We start from the raw sequence: 18,513 nt of genomic DNA, 5'->3' as shown, positions 1-18,513 counted from the left end.
AGCCTTAGCGAATTACTTTTTTCATTACTGCAAGTAGTTGGTCTGGATTAAAGGGTTTAACTATCCAGCCGGTAGCCCCCGCAGCCTTGCCCTCAGACTTTTTATCTAGCCCGGATTCGGTAGTAAGCATAAGCAAAGGGGTAAATTTGTAATCACCTAAGGTTCTTAGCTCTCGAATCAAGGTGATGCCATCCATAACCGGCATATTGACGTCTGAAATCACGGCATCGAACTTATCCTTTTTGGCGATCGCTAACGCTTCACTGCCATCTTTCGCTTCAGTGACTTCATAACCTGCCTTTTTCAAGGTAAAGCTCACCATTTGACGCATTGAAGCTGAGTCATCCACGGCTAGAATCTTCGTCATACCCACCCCTAATTTAGTTTCCATTTAGCGCTAAATAATTGGCTACACCCAAGCTTTGACAAGCGTTTATGAGCGCTTCACTCGAGCCTTCCCATGTAATGCTGTGATCGCCAAGTTGTAATGCTTTTTGTAACGCACACAAAAGCTGAATACAGGCAGTATCGGCGCGAGTTACATCGCTCATATCCAAACATAGATCGCTGCCCCGCTGGAGCTGCTTCAGTAGCTCTGCCTGTAAATTTTCAACTTGTGAAATGGTTAATTCGTTAGGCAACCTAAACATAAATTATGCTTGAGCATTTAACATTTCTCATATCAAAAGCTTAGACCTAGTTAGTTAGATTGCCAGCGAATTTTGTAAAAAAATCTTTAAATAAATAGAGAGTTAGGTGAGTTGGCTGCCTATGTATAGACAACCGAAGGGGGACACGCTGGTACTGGCTCAGCCACCGTAGTAGCTGAGTATAGATTTAAGGTCCTTGATCATGGTGTCTGTATTAATGGTTGGTACACTGCCAGCTTTAAATTCAGGTTTGAAGATAGCCCGTATTTTCCCATGCGGATCGACCAGTGCCACCGAGGCACTGTGGTCCACTAAATAGTCTCCTGTTTGCTCTTCAGTCACTGCATAAATTAGCCCTAAATTCTGGACAAAGGGGTAAAGCGCCTTGTGCGGTCCCGACACGGCCTGATAATTAGGATTAAAGTAATTAATATACTGTAGTCGCTTTTGTGCAGTATCGCGATTAGGATCTACTGATATAAACCAAACGTTTATATCTTCTATGGCAAGCATTTTTTCTACCTGCCGGAGCTTTGCCAAGGTCATGGGACACACATCAGGGCAACTGGTGTAACCTAAAAACAGCAAATCCCACTGCGATTTTAAGTCATCAACGCCGACATCGTTGCCGTGTTGATTTTTCAGCTTAAATGGCTTCACGACTTTGGCTGGCTCATACACCAGCGCATCAACCTCTAATGTCGGCTTTGAACACCCTTGTAGCAGAACAGAAAATAGCGCGGCCGCGCCTAGTTTACGCCACATAAAACATCCACTTATCTATGAATAATGCGACAAAGAGTACCATTAAATGCACAATTGAAAACTTAAAAACGGCCATTGCACTGCGATGGTCCTGTTCGCGCTTTAAACGCCAAGCGTAGGCAATAAACACACCATTAAGAATAACTGCTGATAACAAGTAAAATAGCCCTGACATACCAATTAAATAGGGCAAGACGCACACTAAGGCGAGAATCACGGTATACGCCAATACACATGTTTTACAAAAATCGATACCGTGCGTCACAGGTAGCATAGGCACATTCGCTCGACGATAATCTGCCTCTCTAGCAATAGCTAAAGCCCAAAAATGCGGAGGGGTCCAAGTAAAAATGATCATCACCAAGAGCCATGGTGCTGCAGCAAGTTGCCCCGTTTCACTAACCCAACCAAGCAAAGGAGGCATCGCCCCTGCAAGCCCCCCGATAACAATATTTTGAGGCGTTGCCCGCTTTAGAAATAATGTATATACAACTGCGTAACCCACCAGTGCCATCAGCGTCAAAATGGCACATAGCCAGTTAGCAGCGCTAACCAAAGCAGCAAACCCAAGCCCACCAATCAGTGCTGCAAACATAAAGCCATTGCGCTCACTCACTCTGCCACGGGCCACCGGGCGATGGCGAGTGCGAGCCATTTTCATATCAATTTCTCGGTCCACAATATGGTTAATCACCGCTGCGGCTGCTGATAATAAGCCAATACCCAGTAAGCTCACAGCTTGTAATAGCCAACTGCGCCCCATGTCGGGAGCTAAAGCTACGCCAACCCAAGCGGTTAATACCAACATCAGCACAACCTTCGCTTTGCACATGGCTAAATAATCACGCCATGTGGTGTCTTTACTATCTCCGTACTGCCAATAAATCGCTTTGCTCATAGCCTGCTCCCTTATTAACTTTTTGATTTTTGTAGATAACACAACCGTACTAAGGTCAGTAATAGCAATAGCGCCATCAAGTTATGGGCAAGTGCCACATTTAACGGAATACTCATCTGTACTAACGCGATACCTAAACTTATTTGCGCCACTAAGGCCGCCACAACCCAGCCACACGCCTGTTTAATCATCTGTGATTGCGCACTGCGAAATACCTGCCACATGGCACTGAGCAACACCACGGCGGTAATGAGTGCGCCAAAGCGATGCAATAGATGAATAGACATACGCGATTCGAACGACAACACCCCAAACTCATAATTACTGTGCTCGGTAGGTAGCTGGAAAACACTACTGAGTGAGAACGCCTCACTGCCCGCACACATCGGGAAACCAATACAATGTGTGGCTGCATAATTTGCCGCGAGCCATCCCCCTAAGGCAATCTGTATCACCACCACAACTAACGCGGACAGGCTCCAACCTAGACTTGCTCGCGCTCCGGGGTCGCCACCAAATACGGGCTGAGAATGGGTTCGTAGGTAAAGTAACCACAGTAAGCTAGCAATGGAAAAGCCACCAAGAAGATGCCCCATCACCACCAAAGGTTGTAAATTCATGGTCACCGTCCACATGCCCAGTAAGGCTTGGAAAATAACCAGTAACAACAACACCATTGGTAGACGCAACGGGACATGGGGCAACTTTGCATGGCGTAATGCATACACTGCTAAAGCTAGGATCAATAAGCCTAGGCCGCCGGCAAAATAGCGATGCACCATCTCTTTGAGGGCTTTACCTTGATCTACCTGCGCACCAGGAAAGTGCTGCTGCACTTTTTGTATTTCATGGGCTTGATCGGGTACGGTGAGAAAGCCATAACAACCGGGCCAATCCGGGCACCCAAGCCCTGCATCACTTAAACGTGTATAAGCGCCCAAGCCCACCACCAACACTGCGAGAATGGCAGTGCATAACACCAGAGTTTTATAATTTTTTGTCATACTGGCCTCGTTAGCTGCTGCGAGAATAGTTAAGTAGTTTTTTAATGTCTTTTAGTAATCCTTTATGGATAAGTCGATTTTGCTGCTCCTGCTCAGCGTAGTCATATTCCAATACCACCAAACCATGGCGATCTATCAAGTACAGATGACCTGCTTTTAATGCACTGGGCACTGAATCCACATGCAACACCTCGGGTACCTCGGCGCTGCGTGGCCTCTCCCCTAGTACTGCCATGCGCACCTTACTTTGGTTTTTCCCGAGCGCTACATAGAGCGACTGCATGTCTTGCCACTGAGCTTGGCAAGGGCCACAATCAGCTTGATTCACTAGCGCGATAGTCCAGGGCGACACGGGGTATTGGCCCCACTGTTCAAGTTCCACCTGCTCACTCATTAAAGTGCCGTTATTACTGGTACTTGCTGGTAGCCAGCCACTTTTAAGAACGGCAATAGCCGCAACAACGGGAATAATGAAACAAGCAATAAAAATCACTAATGGTTTACGATTTGTCATACCCTCTCCTTGCACGCCAAAAGGCGGTAAGCGCAATCAATAACGCCGCTAAGGCGATGAGAAACCACTGCCATGCATAGGCTATATGCTTTTCTGCAGGCATGGTCACAGGCTGGTAATGTGGCTCGGTAGCAACTAACGGCGAAGGCGTTTGCGCATACGCCATAAAATTATAAACGGGGACTCTCGCTTGATTCGCGATTTGTGTTATGTCGATTTGCTGTACACGCTTAGGCCAACCCATTGATGGTGAGCTTTGCGCCAAGGTAATTGACCCTAACGGGCCTTCTTTAATGAGCACATCATCAAGCGTTATCTGTGTCGGTAGCTGCAACTGAGGCAGTTGCTCACGTGTTGTTGGCGCAACAATGAAACCAAGGTTGACCAGTAGCCACCGACTAGCTCCTTGAGGCATAACCAGCACCAATACGTCGTAGCCAACCCGGCCTTGATAAACCTGGTTATCAAGCAACCAGTAGTGCTGTAGCACACGACCAGACACTGCGGTTTGCATACCTGTGGCATCAACATCTGAATTGATCAGGCGCTGAGCTTGGGTAAAAGGAATGCGCCCTTTACTGGCCCATTGCTGCAATAGCTGCTCGCGCTCTTGCTTTTGCTCGGCGCGATCTAACTGCCAGAAACCCAAGCCTACACAAGTACTTACTACTAACACGACAATGCTACTCCACAAAAATGCGCTAAGCTTATGAGTATTCACTCGCACACCAATTAAAGGAAAACTGCACTGTGCTTATAAAAATTATTATTGTTGCGCTGCTACTTTTTGTCATATACACCTTATTCCGTGCCATGTTGGCTATGCTGAAGTCTGACTCCAAGGTGCCGATGTCGCACTACTTAGGCAAACGTGTTGCTTTGTGCGCCATCGTCCTGATTATTATTTTGCTCGCACAGCAAGCTGGCTTGCTGCGCTTTAACCCTTCTCCGATCACAACACATACACAAATACGAATAGACACAACCACACCACATCAACAAAGTGCCAATACCAAGCCGCAGCCTGAAATGCGAAGTGCTTTTCACTGCTAAAGTGCCCTTTGATTACGCGAATGAGTACCACGGTAAGCATGATCGCCCCTAAGGTGACATGCATACCGTGGAAGCCTGTGAGCAAGAAGAAGGTATTGCCATAAATACCCGAGTCTAACTTAAGGCCTAAATCCTGATATGCGTGAATGTATTCTTCACCTTGAAGAAACAGAAATATCGCGCCGAGTATCACCGTCAGAGCAAGAAATACCGTAAGCTGTTTACGGTTGTCTTTCTCAATTGCAGTATGCGCAAACTGTAAAGTCACCGAAGAAACTAGCAAAATAATGGTATTAATTAGCGGCAAACCTTGCCATCCCATAGCCTGAGTTGTATCACCGCCTGGTGTTAGCTCTAGCGGCCATGAGGCGCTAAATTCAGGCCATAACACTTCGTTGGTCATCAAGTTATTACCCTCACCACCAAGCCAAGGTACAGCCAACATACGGGCATAAAATAGCGCCCCAAAAAAAGCGCCAAAGAACATGACTTCTGAGAAAATGAACCAGCTCATTCCTTGTTTAAATGAACGATCCATTTGCGCCGAATACAAGCCACTTTGTGACTCATTAATCACATTGCGAAACCACCCCACCAGCATGTACACCAGCACCGCAATACCAGCAATAAGCCAATAGGTACCAGAGCCACCGCCTTGCTCTAACTGCATAACGCTAAGACCCGCGCCCACAGCGATAAAAAACAACGCAACAGCCCCCACTATCGGCCAGGGGCTTTGCTCCGGAACATAATATTTTTCGTATTGATTACTCATTTCGTTAACCTCGCTCGGTTTATCGCGCTTGCGCTGCGAGTAAGTCTTGTCGCTTAGCGCTGATATCAAAGAGGGTGTAAGACAGCGTTAATTCCTCATACTCCTGCGGCAACGCAGGGTCGACATAAAAGCGCAATTGGTATTCAAGCCGTTCATTGGCTTGTAGCGGCTGCTGGTCAAAGCAAAAACACGCCAATTTGTGTAAATACTTGGCTGCGAGCCCTGGAGAAACAGATGGAATAGCCTGCATGACTCGCGGCTCACCACTGGTATTCGCTGCGGCGAATGTCACCACTGTCATCGCCCCGGGTTTCACCACCACTTCTTGCTTTTGCGCTAACACTTCAAAGGGGGCACCACTTTGCGCATGGGTTGTAAAGCTCACCGTCACTTCGCGAGAGTCATCCACATGCTCGCTTTGCTGCGCCTGTTCGAGTGAGGGCTTACCATTAAGCCCTGTTACTTCGCAGAACACGTCGTAAAGCGGCACCAAGGCAAAGGCGAACGCAAACATGCCAATGACGCTGATGACTAGTTTCTTTAATAACGGTGCGTGGTTCATTACTGCACCTTAGGTGGCGTTTCAAAGGTGTGGTAGGGTGCCGGAGATGCTACCTCCCACTCCAAGCCTTCTGCGCCATCCCACACTTTCGCTGGTGCTTGCTCTCCAGCCTTGATGCACTTGAACACCACGGCAACGAACAGCAGTTGAGAGAGACCAAAGGCGAAACCACCAATACTGATAATGGCGTTAAAATCAGCAAACTGCAGCGCATAGTCTGGGATACGTCGCGGCATACCCGCCAAACCTACAAAATGCATGGGGAAAAACAGCACATTAACGCTAACCAACGACAGCCAGAAATGCCATTTCGCTAACGTGGTGCTATACATGTGCCCAGTCCATTTTGGCAGCCAGTAATAAGCAGCGGCCATAATCGAGAACACCGCCCCTGTCACTAAAACATAATGGAAGTGCGCCACCACGAAGTAGGTGTCATGGTACTGGAAATCCACTGGGGTAATTGCCAACATCAATCCTGAGAAGCCCCCGAGGGTAAACAACACAATAAAGGCGATAGCAAACATCATTGGTATTTCAAAGCTGATGGCACCGCGCCACATAGTGGCTACCCAGTTAAATACTTTTACTCCCGTTGGCACCGATATCAACATGGTCGAGTACATAAAGAACAATTCCCCGGCCAGTGGCATACCGGTGGTAAACATATGGTGGGCCCACACCACAAAAGACAGCAAGGCGATGGAGGCCGTGGCATATACCATGGACGAATAGCCGAACAGTTTTTTGCGTGAAAAGGTAGGAACTATGGTGGAGATAATGCCAAACGCTGGCAAAATCATAATGTACACTTCCGGGTGACCAAAGAACCAAAAGATATGCTGGAACATCACAGGGTCGCCACCACCGGCGGCATTGAAGAAATCAGTGCCAAAATACTTATCAGTGAGCACCATGGTCACCGCACCCGCCAACACCGGCATAACTGCAATTAATAAAAATGCAGTGATCAACCAGGTCCACACAAACAGCGGTAATTTCATCCACTTCATCCCTGGAGCACGCATATTAACGATGGTCACAATGACATTAATGGCCCCCATGATGGAGCTTATCCCCATAATGTGAATGGCAAATACAAACAGGGCAGTATTGTCGTTGCTGTAGGTGGTCGATAAGGGCGCATAAAAGGTCCACCCAAAGGCCGGACCGCCGCCTTCCATAAACAGCGACAGCAATAGGATGGCAAAAGCGAATGGCAGAATCCAAAAGCTCCAGTTATTCATTCGCGGCAAAGCCATATCTGGCGCGCCAATCATCATGGGGATCATCCAGTTAGCTAAGCCCGTAAAGGCAGGCATCACGGCGCCGAAGACCATAATCAAACCATGTACTGTGGTCATTTGGTTGAAAAAATGAGGGTCAACCAGCTGAAGTCCTGGTTGGAATAGCTCGGCTCGGATCACCATTGCCATGGCGCCACCGGTTAAAAACATCAACAACGAAAATAATAAGTACAAGGTGCCGATGTCTTTGTGGTTAGTAGTAAAAAGCCAGCGTTTAATTCCGGTTGCAGGCCCGTGATGTTCATGTGTTGCAGCTGCTGTACTCATTGTTCCTCCCCATCAATATAGGCCTGAATCACGCTTGGTTGAACGATGTCTCCGGTTTCATTACCAAAGGCATTGCGTTGGTAAGTAACCACCGCTGCCAACTCTTTAAGCGTAAGTTGACCGACAAATGCCTGCATCGCAGTCCCTGGCTTACCGTGCACCACAATATCGATATGGTCGTTAATATCGCCGGTGGCTATTGGACTGCCTTTAATGGCGGGGAAGACTCCAGGTAAACCAAGCCCCGTAGGCTGATGACAAGCTGCACAGCGCGTGATGTACACTTGCTCGCCCGATGCCATTAGCTCATCTTCAGAGAGGATTTGTTCTAGCAGCTCAGCATCGGCCTGCGCCTGAGCTTGCTTCGCTTGTTTCTGCTCTGCCAGCCAAGCGTCAAACTCTTCAGGGGGTTTTGCTTCTACGACCACCGGCATAAAGCCGTGGTCTTTACCGCATAACTCGGCGCACTGGCCGCGATACGTACCCGGTTCGTTTACGCGTGTCCAAGCTTCGTTGATAAACCCAGGGTTAGCGTCTTTCTTTACTGCAAAATCGGGCACCCACCAAGAGTGAATGACGTCATCTGAGGTCATTAAGAAACGTACTTTTTGATTAGTGGGAATGACCAAGGGTTTATCTACTTCGAGGAGGTAATTGTCGCCCTTATTTTGCGCATTTTTGATTTGCTCTTGAGGCGTTGACAGCAGTGAGTAGAAGCCCACATCGTGACCCATATACTCGTAGTGCCATTTCCATTGTGAACCAGTCACCTTAATGGTGATATCGGCCTTTGTTGTATCCTCCATAGCAATCAGGGTTTTGGTGGCCGGAACAGCCATGGCTATGAGAATAACAAATGGAATCGCTGTCCAAAGTATTTCTACTTTGGTGCTTTCATGAAAGGTAGCGGGGGTGACCCCTTTTGACTTGCGGTGTTTGAGCAGCGCCCAAAACATCACCGCGAAAACAACCACACCAATCACACAGCATATAATAAATATGGTCATGTGTAGTTGGTAAACATTTTCGCTAATGTCAGTTACCCCTTGGCGCAAGTTGTACTTGCTATTCGCGGACACCAATTGAGGGAATAACAGACATAGCAACATGAGGGAGCTCAGCTTCTTCATGTGTACCATCTCCTTATTGTTGCGCAATGCAAGGAAGAGGCGGTTACAGCTTAATACCCAATCTTCGTTATTATTATGCTTTTACCAGTCGACAACTTTGACCCTAAATAAACTGTTGAAAAACCGACCAGCAAAGCCTGTAATATAACCAATTAGTCAAAGATTGAGCTAATAGCAAGTTAATACACTATTTTTGTTTACGTTTTATTAATAAATTAACAGGAATATTCAAGCTGTTAGAAAGCACTGTGGCTAAGGAGGGAACATGGGGAAAGCCCCTAATAACAGACCTATTAGAGGCAAAATAAGTAAATTTAATTACATCCAGTCGGCGTTTCGGATCACACCTACAGCTAAGCCTTCAATATTAAAGGATTCGTTCTCTAAATCGACTTCAATGGGTGTGAATTCTTCATTCTCTGCATGCAGCAGAACCTTACGCCCAGCTTTTTCTAAACGCTTCACGGTGACATCTTCATCAACCCGCGCGACCACCACTTGGCCGTTTTCAGCCACCTGAGTGCGATGTACCGCTAATAAGTCGCCATCCATAATGCCGATGTCTTTCATACTCATGCCATTTACGCGCAGCAAATAATCTGCAGCAGGCTTGAACAGCAGTGGGTCTATCTGGCAGTGACTCTCTATATGCTGTTGGGCAAGAATGGGCTCGCCCGCAGCAACGCGGCCAATTAAAGGCAGGCCCAATTGTTCGGGTTCTTCTTCCTCGACCAATTGAATACCTCGACTCGCGCCAGGCTTCATTTTGATTACGCCTTTCTTAGCCAACGCCTTAAGATGTTCTTCTGCGGCGTTAGCACTGCGAAACCCCAGTGTTTGTGCAATTTCTGCACGCGTCGGCGGCATGCCGGTATCTTTAATAAAGACTTTAATCAGCTCAAGAATTTGCGATTGGCGTTTAGTTAATGGGCGCATACAACTGGGTTTCCATACAGTACATTTAACTGTGAGTATATACAGTTAAATGAAAATCGCAAATAAAATCAGGGAATTTGCTGACCGTTGCAACCTTAATTAATGCAACTTCGCTTTTGTTCATATGCAACCTCACCTCATACTCATAAAGTGATAGGTGACGAATGCGCGACAATGCTTTAAAGTAGCGCTGTTTTAGTCATATTATTAAGCAGTTAGATGACTCGCCAAAGTGTATTTTCAGCGTTCCTTTTACTTATTTCGGCACTGACGATAGGTGCGTGCAAAGCCGATACGGTCAAGATGTCGCGCAGCGGCCTTTGTCACCCTGAAGATTCGGCTCATTATCAACGCACTCAATCTTTTACCCCCTATGCGAACTTAGAAAGCTGTCTAGCAGACGGTGGACGTTTACCAAAGAACTACACTCAACAAACATCAGAAAATAGTTATCATCGGGATAACTGGCCACATTGGTTAGACACCGATCACGACTGCCAAGACGCCCGTGCTGAAGTGCTGATTGCCCAATCACACAGTGATGTAAGCTACACTACTCAAGCGCGCTGCACCGTCACCAGCGGCCAGTGGCATGACCCTTATTCGGGGCAGATACTACGCAATGACGATGATTTAGATATAGACCATATTGTGCCGCTTAAATTTGCCTATGAACACGGTGCTGCCACCTGGAGTCGTTCGCAAAAGGCACAATTTGCCAACGATATGGAGAATTTGCTTGCTGTTGATGATGGCCTAAATCGTAGCAAAGGCGCAAAAGGCCCTTGGCAATGGTTGCCGCCGCATCAAGATTACCGCTGTCAGTACATTCAGCGCTTTAATTACATCATGAGCAAATATGACCTTCGCTACTCGCAAAACGAAAAAGACCAAGTTCAGAGTTTGCTGCAAAGCTGCGTAGGTGAAACTTTAAACCTCAGCGCACTACCTACAACCTTGCACCAATAACCAACCGCTTGTAAGTAAATATTCTATATTGATAGAGCATCTAATGAACTCGTTGGCGAGGATATATGCTCAATATCACTATAAACGAAACACACAATACCGCTCTACTTGAACCACAAGGCCAGCTGACAGCAGAAGACTTTGCAGCAGCCGTGCGTATTATCGACCCTTATATTGAACAGCATGCAAAGCTACATGCTCTCATTATTGCTACTGAACACTTTCCGGGGTGGGACTCATTTGCCGCGTTACTCTCTCATCTGCAATTTGTGCGCGACCATCATCAAAAGGTGAATAAAGTAGCCATTGCCACCAATTCGTTGCTTGGTGACTTTGCCCAGCACCTTGGCGCACACTTTATTCATGCAGAAGTTAAATCCTTTCGTTATGAACAACGTGAACAAGCGAAGCGCTGGGCACAAAGCCCTTAACTAAAAGCGGCTACCAGGCTGATTTAAAAACGCCTGCTCAGCGTCGCTCGATTGCCGACCGAGAATATCATTACGATGTGGATAACGCCCAAAACGGTCAATGATTTCTTTGTGAGCCAGCTCATATTTATAGTTACTTAAGGGCCGAAAAAGCTGCTCGGCCACCACATGAATCGCCTGGCTCTCACTGTGCATATAGGGCATGTATAAGAAACTACGCTCGGTATCATCAAGCTCTAAAGCAAACTTTTTCTCCACCGCATTCTGCGCCAAACATAAAGCCAGTGCATCGGTTGCAAACGCTTGGGCCGTATCGCGGAACATATTACGAGGAAACTGATCCAGCACTATAATTTCACATAACGCGCCTCGAGCAGATTTTCGCCAAGAATAAAGCTCGCCTTGGCGCGCTGCCTCGTAAGTAGGTAAAAATTGCTTTTTTACTGTGGCGTCAAAGTCGGCGCTTTTTTTAAACCAATCCTGTGGACTGCTGTGAGTAAACCAAAATTCGTAAACGGATTCATATTGCATGATGATCTAATGGCGAAAGTTTGCTTTCGTCCGGCAACTATTGTTTAGTTACAGCTAAGGCCAAAAGGTAGTAATTCGCAAGCTCTGAGGTATTTTTTATGAAGCTGTTTATATTTGAACATTGCCCCTATTGTATAAAGTCATTACTGGTTGCACGCGCCTTGGGGCTAGAGTTGGATGTGCGCTTCCTACTCAACGATGACGAGGCCACGCCCAACCAGTTAGTGGGTAAAAAAATAGTGCCTATTTTGGTCAAAGATGATGATACCGCGATGGCCGAAAGCTTAGATATTGCCGAGTATTTCTGTACTCTTGCCAACAAGGAGCTGTCACAGGGAGAGCACTTTAATCAAGCTCAACAGTGGGTTGAAAAGTACCTTGAAACCTTTTTACGGCTGACCTTTGTGCGTTGGCCGCAACTGGCCCTGCCGGAATACGCTATTGATACCGCTATCAGCTATTTTCGCGAGAAGAAAGAGCAGCGCCTGGGCGAATCTTTCGATAGCGTGTTAGCCAATAGCGACACTGACATCGCCACGATGGAGCACGCATTGAGTGAATTAACATGGCTGCAAACCCCAGAACATATTACTTGGGCCGATGTGGCGTTATTTCCTTTTCTGCGCAACCTCACTGTGGTCAAAGACTTAACCTTTCCAGAGCATGTACTCAATTATGTCGATACATTAGCCACTGAACACCGAATTAAAACCTTTACCCGCGTTGCTGTTTAAGGAGTACAGATGAGTATTTGGGCCCAAGAGATTGATTTAGCCTTATGTAAAAAGCTTGATTTAGGTGTAGGTGAAAAAGGCACCTTAATGACTAAACTCGGCATTGAGATCACAGAGATAGGCGACGATTACCTGGTCGCCTGCCTCCCTGTGAGCAATGAATTATATAACCCCATGGGCATTGTTCATGGCGGCGTTTACGTGGCATTAGCCGAAACCGTGGCCAGCTACGCCGCCAATTTTGTGGTCGATACCCGCAAATACTACTGCGTCGGCCAGGAGATCAACGCCAATCACCTCAAAGCCTCACGCACCGGCACACTTAAAGCCGTGACCAAGCCCGTGCACCTAGGCGGCCGCTCATCAGTGTGGGAGATAAAAATTTACAACAGCGCTGGCGATTTGTGTTGTATTTCCAGGATGACGGCTGCGGTGGTTGAGAAGCGGTCAAAAGGCACAGGGCTCTAAAGCGAGATACTCACCTGTAGGTCAGACTTCAGTCCGACAATAAATAGGCAATGCTTTAGCCCTGCGAAAGGTGTTTTGAATTGAGCTTTTTCGGAACGCTTCTCAGGATCAGATAGCAACGCTTAAAGCCTCTAATTAGAGACGCCTTTGTAAACTTCTTATACCAAGACTTTACTATAATCCCTCGATGAAAGCTGGGATGAATAACGATTTTAATGAGCTCATCGACTGTATTCGCAACTCCACTACTTTAAGGCTCTATGAACCGGGTAGAAATCGTGTGAAGTATTTAGAACAGCGTAAACCTAAAGCCACCGGAGGTGTGAACTAATGAAAGCATTATACTTTGCTATCATGGCACTGATTACATTTAGTTGTGCCGCTAATCCCAATAATACTAAGCTCCCTTGCGAAGATGCCACCAACAGTCTTGAACTCGAGCAATGCATAGCACAGAAAAAAGACGAGTCTGAACACCGCCTAACAAACGAGTTAAGGCTTTTACGGGAGCAAATTCAGGTGGCTTATGCTGCAGAGGCTGAATTAGGTAACACATTAATCGACCAAGTAGAAAAAACTCAATTGGCATGGAGCGATTTTAAGGCTCAAAGTTGTCAACTTGAGGCATTCGAGATTGAGCAAGGCACAAGTGCGTATGAGACCGCTATAAATAATTGTGAGTTGCGTATGAACCAAACTAGGATAAAGGCTCTTTCCCAGATACTTAATTAGCCCTTTGGAGTAGCAAGGCTGAAGCCTTGCCTACAGAGCTACCTCCCCTGTAGGTTGGACTTTAGCCTAACCATATGTGACAAACACATTTGTGTTCTCAGCCCAGAAACCTGGAATGTATTTGTCGGTCACAATCACAAGGCTGAAGGCCTTGCCTACAGAGTAACCTCTCCTTGTAGGTTGGGCTTTAGCCTAACCGTTATGTGACAAACACATTTGTGTTCTCAGCCCAGAAATCTGGAATGTATTTGTCGGTCGCAATCGCAAGGCTGAAGGCCTTGCCTACAGAGTGACCTCTCCCTGTAGGTTGGGCTTTAGCCTAACCGTTATATGAGAAACACATTTGTGTTCTCAGTCCAGGAATCTGGAATGTATTTGTCGGTCGCAATCACAAGGCTGAGGGCCTTGCCTACAGAGTGACCTCCCCTGTAGGTTGGGCTTTAGCCTAACCATATGTGACAAACACATTTGTGTTCTCAGCCCAGAAATCTGGAATGTATTTGTCGGTCGCAATCACAAGGCTGAGGGCCTTGCCTACAGAGTGACCTCTCCCTGTAGGTTGGGCTTTAGCCTAACCACATGTGACGAACACGTTTGAACGCTAAAGCCCAAATTTTGATGATATGAGCGTCTTTGTCGATTACAAGGCCAAAGCTTTGCCTACAAGGTGACGCAATACACTCATCTCAATTATGATACGAGTGAGATACAACCTAGTTAAAAGCTGTATATTCGCAGAGTATTATCGTCATAGCTGAAGTGTGCCAGTTCCCGTTTTGTTGGGTGAAGGCTGAGACGACCAGGTCCAAAAGTAAGCTCACTCAGCTTAACAAACTGTCTATCGCGGTCCTGCCGATAGAGTGCAGTGTCGAACGCCTCTCCCTTGCGCTCGGTTAACACAGCATATTTACCATCACTAGAAAAGTTATGCCGACTGAGGGGGTCAATGACTTCATCAGCATTGCTTTGATATACTTCCTGCGCAGTGGCGCTATTTCCGTCCCATACAAGCCTGTAGAGCGTTTTGCCACTAAGTAGCCAAACTTTATTATTCCATTTACCTAAGCTGATATCATTCCCAAATTCCAGTTGTTGCTTTAATAGCGTATTGGTTTTGTAATTCCAAAAGCGCACTGTATCGCCTACGATGTATGCAATGATAAATTCTGCTTCATTCAGAATAATATGTGTCCGCACTTTACCTCTAACTTCGATGTCATTGATCGTTTGGGCATCAGCTAACTTCCACGCCCTAAGCAAAGTTTTATCACGTAACCATGTTGATACTTCACGTTGCATCGATAGCACTTCATATCCCATAGTAAAGTCATCGCTGGGGTGAACTCCCGATACATTAAGCATTCTAGCTGCTGCATCCAAGGAGTTAATGCGCAACAATTCATAATTACCTGAAAGTACGTAGCGGCCTGAGCGACTAATATCTAAATCATAACCTAAAGCAAGATCAGCCTGACTAATAGGTAACAGCTCTCCATTATCCAACAATTTATATAGTTGCGAGTCCGCAAAAAAATACAAGGTTTCATCAGTGTAAGCCATTCTTTGCTCATCTATGGTCGGCGTTAAAGCGAGTGTTTTTAAACTTCCATCTGGAGCGATAACAAAGGCCTCCTCTCGCACAAAAGACGACAACAGCAAAGCCTCTCCGCTGGGGCTATACCCTAGATAAGACACCTTTGCATCCAAAGTTTTAGGCATCGCAATTTCATGCTTAATTGTGAGCTGACCTGCCGAGAGACCAAATGAGAAAAAGCATAAAATAAGAGCTAGGAATAAGGGGTTCATCATGCAGCTACAAGCCCGTAGTAATAGGTCATAAAGTCTGAAAAGGTAAGTGATCGTTGAGGGTTAACCGAATGTAATGGCAGCTTTCCTTTCGACATACCCCATATCGCAACATGTAACTCGATCGCCTTGTTCTCATACTGCTCCAATTCGTTGACTGGAATGTGAGCTATATTCTTACCGTCCACAGTTATGTTGCTGGTAAGCACAACCCAGTGATTAGGTAATGCATTTACCTTTTTGTTCAGCGAGGTAACTTTTGAACTAATTAACATGCATACCGACTTATTTGCATCATAACGGCGCTGAGCCTGCTGAAGATTTGCTAAGTTTGTTCTTCGAACTAATCGACTTAGCTGCTAAAAGCCTCTTAAATTGCACGGTATAGGGTTGCGGGATTTGGTGACTCGCATTAGCTACGGCTGTGTTTAAGTTACTCATTTCATTCCTTTGTAAGCTGTCCCTAAATAATCAACTTTAAAGGCTAAGTATTTAACCTGTGAAAATCAACTAAACGTTCAGCACTTCAATTAACTAAAAAGAGCACACTGCTACAAGCTATAAGACCTCATTACGCCCCCTCCCCCTCTTATAGACACCAATATATCAACTCAGCTCACTGATGTAGGTAGCCCGGTGAGGCAAGGATGCCGTCGGCAACTAGACTTAAGGGACGAATTACTTGCACTTACGGTAATTTTTATCGCGAGACGCTGTGGGCAACCCGACAAAAATTACCAGGTTGAAACCAAATCTACAGATATCGACTTCCCCGTTCAGATTCGCGCTCGAGAAATCAGCTTTTGCTGCGACAAGATTATAACTAACAGTCAGAACTGAGGATGAAACAACCACTAAGATATTCAGAATCATACAAATGCAAATTTAGAACTCACTGAAAAAGTCAGGTATTATCAGTACTCTACAGATACTATAGAAAAGGAACTACCATAATGCGCATACTGGTATGGATATTGGTTTTTGCTGCTAATGCTGTTTACGCAACGCCTCCTACTCAATTTGCTTCCGAGGTACTCGGTCAAGATATCCAACTCTCCATTCGTCTACCTGACTCTTATAATCACAGTGATGACAGCCAATACCCTGTGCTGTTAGTTATGGACGGAGGTTCACACCTTGCCCATTTAGAGGGCAATATTCTGTTTATGTCGCAGTTTGCGATGATCCCAGAGTTTATTGTAGTTGGCGTACCTAGCGTTGATCGCATACGCTATTTTACGCCAACCGAGGCAAAGGGTTTTGAAGGTAGATCAGGGCAAGCCGGTAAATACTTATCTATGCTCAGCGATGAGCTATTACCTTTTCTTCATAGCCATTACCGCGCAAGTGATTACACGGCTCTGTTTGGCCACTCGCTCTCGGGGTTATTTGTCAGCCAAGTAGCGCTCAACCATAACGGCGAGTTCAATGCCTACCTAGCTGTCAGCCCCAGTTTATGGTGGGATGATCAATGGCTTGTTAAACATTCCAAGCTGGCATTGAAAAAACCGTTAACCGGGTATTGGTACCTTTCTATGGCAACCGAAGGGGGCGAGATGCAAACCGCGTTTGATGCTCAAATACAGGTTTTAAGTCGGCACGCTCCCAAGTCATTACGTTGGCAGCAGGAACAGTTTAGCAATGAAACCCATGATTCAGTGCCATTGCAAAGCAGCATTAATGCTCTGCGAGATCTATTCAGCGATTATAACGCAGTGCCTGAAATCGACGTCATGCCCTTAGCGGAAATTAAGCGCTTTTATCAAAACGCAAAAGACCAGTTTAATAATCACGTATTCAGCTTAAATGAGCAGCAATACATAGTTTATGGTGCTAAAGCCATTTATGAAGGCCATCCACAGTGGGGGCAAGAGATCTTAGCCGAGGGCGTTGCTCGCTACCCTCGCTCAGATAACTTATGGGATACATTAGCTTTCGCCTATGAGCGCCTTGGTGAAAAGGACAAAGCTAAAGCTGCTGTCAGTAAAGCCTTAGCTCTAGCACAACACAACAATAGCAGGTGGCTCACGACCATCACCAAAAACCACCAGCGTATTAGCGCCCTCTAGCGACGCGTAGGTAAGCCAGCGAGGTATAGGTTCCGAAATCAACTAGACTTCAAGGACGAATTACTTGCACCTAAGGTGATTTGTATCTCAAGTTCCGTCGCCAACGCGACAAGAGCCCACTGTGCAAAGCTGTGGGGAGTTTTAACGGACGAAGTGAACTGAGAAAAAGAGTGGTTAAAAAGCGCATAGCAGCCTTTGGGGTTAGAGGTGAGAGTGCCATATGTAATCAAAGTTGCAAGGCTAAAGCCTTGCCTACGATCTTGGTCCCTGTGGGTTGGGCTTTAGCCTAACCATGTGTGAGAAACATATAAAAACACAGTTGTGGCTAGGTACTGGCCTCTGGAATATGACCGCCTTGGACAGTTGCAAGGCTGAAGCCTTGCCTACAACATCAGGACCTGTAGGTTGGGCTTTAGCCTAACCCACAACAACACCCGAATTTCAGGCATAAAAAAAGGCCGCCTAAGCGACCTCTTTTTTAGCGTTTTAGCTATATCATTGATTACTCAACGATTGAAGCTACAACACCAGCACCAACTGTACGGCCACCTTCACGGATTGCGAAGCGTAGACCTTCATCCATCGCGATTGGGCAGATTAGCTCTACTACCATCTTGATGTTGTCACCTGGCATTACCATTTCTACGCCTTCTGGTAGCTGGATGTCACCAGTTACGTCAGTTGTACGGAAGTAGAACTGTGGACGGTAGCCTTTGAAGAATGGCGTGTGACGACCACCTTCATCTTTAGACAGTACGTATACTTCTGCTTCGAACTTCGTGTGCGGAGTGATTGTGCCTGGAGCTGCTAGTACTTGACCACGCTCTACTTCGTCACGCTTAGTACCACGTAGTAGGGCACCAATGTTCTCACCTGCACGGCCTTCGTCTAGAAGCTTACGGAACATCTCAA

The 18,513-nt window shown here is 46.3% G+C and carries 21 protein-coding genes and 1 pseudogene; 7 read left to right on the top strand and 15 right to left on the bottom strand.

Features of this window, described 5'->3' with window-relative positions:
* Positions 1-4: 4 nt before the first annotated feature.
* The 7 genes from MHM89_RS10320 to MHM89_RS10290 form a co-directional block, all read right to left on the bottom strand.
* Positions 5-367 (bottom strand): response regulator, encoded by a 363-nt coding sequence (locus MHM89_RS10320; protein ID WP_026110938.1) that lies wholly within the window; start codon positions 365-367, stop codon positions 5-7.
* 13 nt (positions 368-380) lie between these two features.
* Entirely contained in the window at positions 381-650 is a 270-nt protein-coding gene (locus MHM89_RS10315) for an STAS domain-containing protein (protein WP_239408743.1), read from the bottom strand.
* 159 nt (positions 651-809) lie between these two features.
* Positions 810-1,415, bottom strand: a complete 606-nt coding sequence (locus MHM89_RS10310; RefSeq protein WP_239408742.1) for an SCO family protein — start codon at positions 1,413-1,415, stop codon at positions 810-812.
* Positions 1,405-2,313 (bottom strand): heme o synthase, encoded by a 909-nt coding sequence (gene cyoE, locus MHM89_RS10305; protein ID WP_022943706.1) that lies wholly within the window; start codon positions 2,311-2,313, stop codon positions 1,405-1,407. The genes MHM89_RS10310 and cyoE overlap by 11 nt, the downstream gene beginning before the upstream one ends.
* Before the next feature lie 14 nt (positions 2,314-2,327).
* Positions 2,328-3,317, bottom strand: coding sequence for a COX15/CtaA family protein (locus MHM89_RS10300; RefSeq protein WP_022943705.1), 990 nt, complete (start codon positions 3,315-3,317; stop codon positions 2,328-2,330).
* 10 nt (positions 3,318-3,327) lie between these two features.
* Positions 3,328-3,831: a transmembrane cytochrome oxidase associated protein gene (locus MHM89_RS10295; RefSeq protein WP_152441319.1), complete on the bottom strand. Its 504-nt coding sequence runs from the start codon at positions 3,829-3,831 to the stop codon at positions 3,328-3,330.
* Complete coding sequence (locus MHM89_RS10290) at positions 3,818-4,507, bottom strand: SURF1 family protein (protein WP_162197071.1); 690 nt, start codon at positions 4,505-4,507, stop codon at positions 3,818-3,820. The genes MHM89_RS10295 and MHM89_RS10290 overlap by 14 nt, the downstream gene beginning before the upstream one ends.
* Positions 4,508-4,581: 74 nt before the next feature.
* Here MHM89_RS10290 and MHM89_RS10285 point away from each other — a divergent pair, with 74 nt between their 5' ends.
* Positions 4,582-4,884: a DUF2909 domain-containing protein gene (locus MHM89_RS10285; RefSeq protein WP_081604362.1), complete on the top strand. Its 303-nt coding sequence runs from the start codon at positions 4,582-4,584 to the stop codon at positions 4,882-4,884.
* Here the strand turns inward: MHM89_RS10285 and MHM89_RS10280 are convergent.
* The 5 genes from MHM89_RS10280 to lexA all read right to left on the bottom strand — a co-directional run bounded on the left by MHM89_RS10280 (position 4,784) and on the right by lexA (position 9,861).
* Positions 4,784-5,659 carry a cytochrome c oxidase subunit 3 gene (locus MHM89_RS10280; protein ID WP_130147031.1) on the bottom strand — a complete coding sequence of 292 codons (876 nt, stop codon included), beginning with the start codon at positions 5,657-5,659 and terminating at the stop codon, positions 4,784-4,786. The genes MHM89_RS10285 and MHM89_RS10280 overlap by 101 nt on opposite strands.
* Before the next feature lie 19 nt (positions 5,660-5,678).
* Positions 5,679-6,221 (bottom strand): cytochrome c oxidase assembly protein, encoded by a 543-nt coding sequence (locus tag MHM89_RS10275; RefSeq protein WP_022943701.1) that lies wholly within the window; start codon positions 6,219-6,221, stop codon positions 5,679-5,681.
* Complete coding sequence (gene ctaD, locus MHM89_RS10270; RefSeq protein ID WP_022943700.1) at positions 6,221-7,795, bottom strand: cytochrome c oxidase subunit I; 1,575 nt, start codon at positions 7,793-7,795, stop codon at positions 6,221-6,223. Before ctaD ends, MHM89_RS10275 begins: the two co-directional genes overlap by 1 nt.
* A complete protein-coding gene (gene coxB / locus MHM89_RS10265; protein WP_022943699.1) occupies positions 7,792-8,925 on the bottom strand; it encodes a cytochrome c oxidase subunit II in 1,134 nt (377 codons plus the stop codon). The genes ctaD and coxB overlap by 4 nt, the downstream gene beginning before the upstream one ends.
* A 318-nt stretch (positions 8,926-9,243) precedes the next feature.
* Positions 9,244-9,861, bottom strand: a complete 618-nt coding sequence (lexA, locus tag MHM89_RS10260; protein ID WP_022943698.1) for a transcriptional repressor LexA — start codon at positions 9,859-9,861, stop codon at positions 9,244-9,246.
* A gap of 219 nt (positions 9,862-10,080) precedes the next feature.
* Here lexA and MHM89_RS10255 point away from each other — a divergent pair, with 219 nt between their 5' ends.
* The gene (locus MHM89_RS10255) at positions 10,081-10,830 is read left to right on the top strand and encodes an HNH endonuclease family protein (RefSeq protein ID WP_239408741.1); all 750 of its coding nucleotides are present in this window, start codon (positions 10,081-10,083) and stop codon (positions 10,828-10,830) included.
* A gap of 65 nt (positions 10,831-10,895) precedes the next feature.
* A complete protein-coding gene (locus MHM89_RS10250) occupies positions 10,896-11,261 on the top strand; it encodes an STAS/SEC14 domain-containing protein (protein ID WP_239408740.1) in 366 nt (121 codons plus the stop codon).
* Here the strand turns inward: MHM89_RS10250 and MHM89_RS10245 are convergent, their stop codons facing one another.
* Positions 11,262-11,792, bottom strand: a complete 531-nt coding sequence (locus tag MHM89_RS10245) for a DUF924 family protein (protein ID WP_022943696.1) — start codon at positions 11,790-11,792, stop codon at positions 11,262-11,264.
* Positions 11,793-11,890: 98 nt separating this feature from the next.
* On the opposite strand from MHM89_RS10245, the gene grxB reads away from it, so the two are divergent.
* The 3 genes from grxB to MHM89_RS10230 all read left to right on the top strand — a co-directional run bounded on the left by grxB (position 11,891) and on the right by MHM89_RS10230 (position 13,726).
* A complete protein-coding gene (gene grxB / locus MHM89_RS10240) occupies positions 11,891-12,526 on the top strand; it encodes a glutaredoxin 2 (RefSeq protein WP_239408739.1) in 636 nt (211 codons plus the stop codon).
* 9 nt (positions 12,527-12,535) lie between these two features.
* Positions 12,536-12,994, top strand: a complete 459-nt coding sequence (locus MHM89_RS10235) for a hotdog fold thioesterase (protein ID WP_053909958.1) — start codon at positions 12,536-12,538, stop codon at positions 12,992-12,994.
* Positions 12,995-13,324: 330 nt separating this feature from the next.
* On the top strand, positions 13,325-13,726 hold the full coding sequence (locus tag MHM89_RS10230; RefSeq protein ID WP_239408738.1) for a lysozyme inhibitor LprI family protein: 402 nt from the start codon (positions 13,325-13,327) through the stop codon (positions 13,724-13,726).
* A gap of 717 nt (positions 13,727-14,443) precedes the next feature.
* Here the strand turns inward: MHM89_RS10230 and MHM89_RS10225 are convergent.
* Positions 14,444-15,535 carry a hypothetical protein gene (locus MHM89_RS10225; protein ID WP_239408737.1) on the bottom strand — a complete coding sequence of 364 codons (1,092 nt, stop codon included), beginning with the start codon at positions 15,533-15,535 and terminating at the stop codon, positions 14,444-14,446.
* A gap of 950 nt (positions 15,536-16,485) precedes the next feature.
* On the opposite strand from MHM89_RS10225, the gene MHM89_RS10220 reads away from it, so the two are divergent.
* On the top strand, positions 16,486-17,601 hold the full coding sequence (locus tag MHM89_RS10220; protein WP_239408736.1) for an alpha/beta hydrolase-fold protein: 1,116 nt from the start codon (positions 16,486-16,488) through the stop codon (positions 17,599-17,601).
* Positions 17,602-18,103: 502 nt separating this feature from the next.
* On the opposite strand, the pseudogene tuf reads toward MHM89_RS10220, so the two are convergent.
* Positions 18,104-18,513 (bottom strand): annotated as a pseudogene (gene tuf, locus MHM89_RS10215) (elongation factor Tu); the annotation flags it as partial.

Source organism: Pseudoalteromonas sp. CNC9-20, from assembly GCF_022347875.1.
In the GTDB taxonomy this organism is placed as follows: Bacteria; Pseudomonadota; Gammaproteobacteria; order Enterobacterales; family Alteromonadaceae; genus Pseudoalteromonas; species Pseudoalteromonas ruthenica.
Note: the sequence above shows the minus strand (reverse complement) of the source record. Positions and strands in the feature narration are given on the sequence as shown.

What these genes read in the sequence shown, in the direction of transcription:
- MHM89_RS10320 (WP_026110938.1), bottom strand. Translation starts at nt 367, where the DNA reads ATGACGAAGATTCTAGCCGTGGATGACTCAGCTTCAATGCGTCAAATG.
- MHM89_RS10315 (WP_239408743.1), bottom strand. Translation starts at nt 650, where the DNA reads ATGTTTAGGTTGCCTAACGAATTAACCATTTCACAAGTTGAAAATTTA.
- MHM89_RS10310 (WP_239408742.1), bottom strand. Translation starts at nt 1,415, where the DNA reads ATGTGGCGTAAACTAGGCGCGGCCGCGCTATTTTCTGTTCTGCTACAA.
- cyoE (WP_022943706.1), bottom strand. Translation starts at nt 2,313, where the DNA reads ATGAGCAAAGCGATTTATTGGCAGTACGGAGATAGTAAAGACACCACA.
- MHM89_RS10300 (WP_022943705.1), bottom strand. Translation starts at nt 3,317, where the DNA reads ATGACAAAAAATTATAAAACTCTGGTGTTATGCACTGCCATTCTCGCA.
- MHM89_RS10295 (WP_152441319.1), bottom strand. Translation starts at nt 3,831, where the DNA reads ATGACAAATCGTAAACCATTAGTGATTTTTATTGCTTGTTTCATTATT.
- MHM89_RS10280 (WP_130147031.1), bottom strand. Translation starts at nt 5,659, where the DNA reads ATGAGTAATCAATACGAAAAATATTATGTTCCGGAGCAAAGCCCCTGG.
- MHM89_RS10275 (WP_022943701.1), bottom strand. Translation starts at nt 6,221, where the DNA reads ATGAACCACGCACCGTTATTAAAGAAACTAGTCATCAGCGTCATTGGC.
- ctaD (WP_022943700.1), bottom strand. Translation starts at nt 7,795, where the DNA reads ATGAGTACAGCAGCTGCAACACATGAACATCACGGGCCTGCAACCGGA.
- coxB (WP_022943699.1), bottom strand. Translation starts at nt 8,925, where the DNA reads ATGAAGAAGCTGAGCTCCCTCATGTTGCTATGTCTGTTATTCCCTCAA.
- lexA (WP_022943698.1), bottom strand. Translation starts at nt 9,861, where the DNA reads ATGCGCCCATTAACTAAACGCCAATCGCAAATTCTTGAGCTGATTAAA.
- MHM89_RS10255 (WP_239408741.1), top strand. Translation starts at nt 10,081, where the DNA reads ATGACTCGCCAAAGTGTATTTTCAGCGTTCCTTTTACTTATTTCGGCA.
- MHM89_RS10250 (WP_239408740.1), top strand. Translation starts at nt 10,896, where the DNA reads ATGCTCAATATCACTATAAACGAAACACACAATACCGCTCTACTTGAA.
- MHM89_RS10245 (WP_022943696.1), bottom strand. Translation starts at nt 11,792, where the DNA reads ATGCAATATGAATCCGTTTACGAATTTTGGTTTACTCACAGCAGTCCA.
- grxB (WP_239408739.1), top strand. Translation starts at nt 11,891, where the DNA reads ATGAAGCTGTTTATATTTGAACATTGCCCCTATTGTATAAAGTCATTA.
- MHM89_RS10235 (WP_053909958.1), top strand. Translation starts at nt 12,536, where the DNA reads ATGAGTATTTGGGCCCAAGAGATTGATTTAGCCTTATGTAAAAAGCTT.
- MHM89_RS10230 (WP_239408738.1), top strand. Translation starts at nt 13,325, where the DNA reads ATGAAAGCATTATACTTTGCTATCATGGCACTGATTACATTTAGTTGT.
- MHM89_RS10225 (WP_239408737.1), bottom strand. Translation starts at nt 15,535, where the DNA reads ATGATGAACCCCTTATTCCTAGCTCTTATTTTATGCTTTTTCTCATTT.
- MHM89_RS10220 (WP_239408736.1), top strand. Translation starts at nt 16,486, where the DNA reads ATGCGCATACTGGTATGGATATTGGTTTTTGCTGCTAATGCTGTTTAC.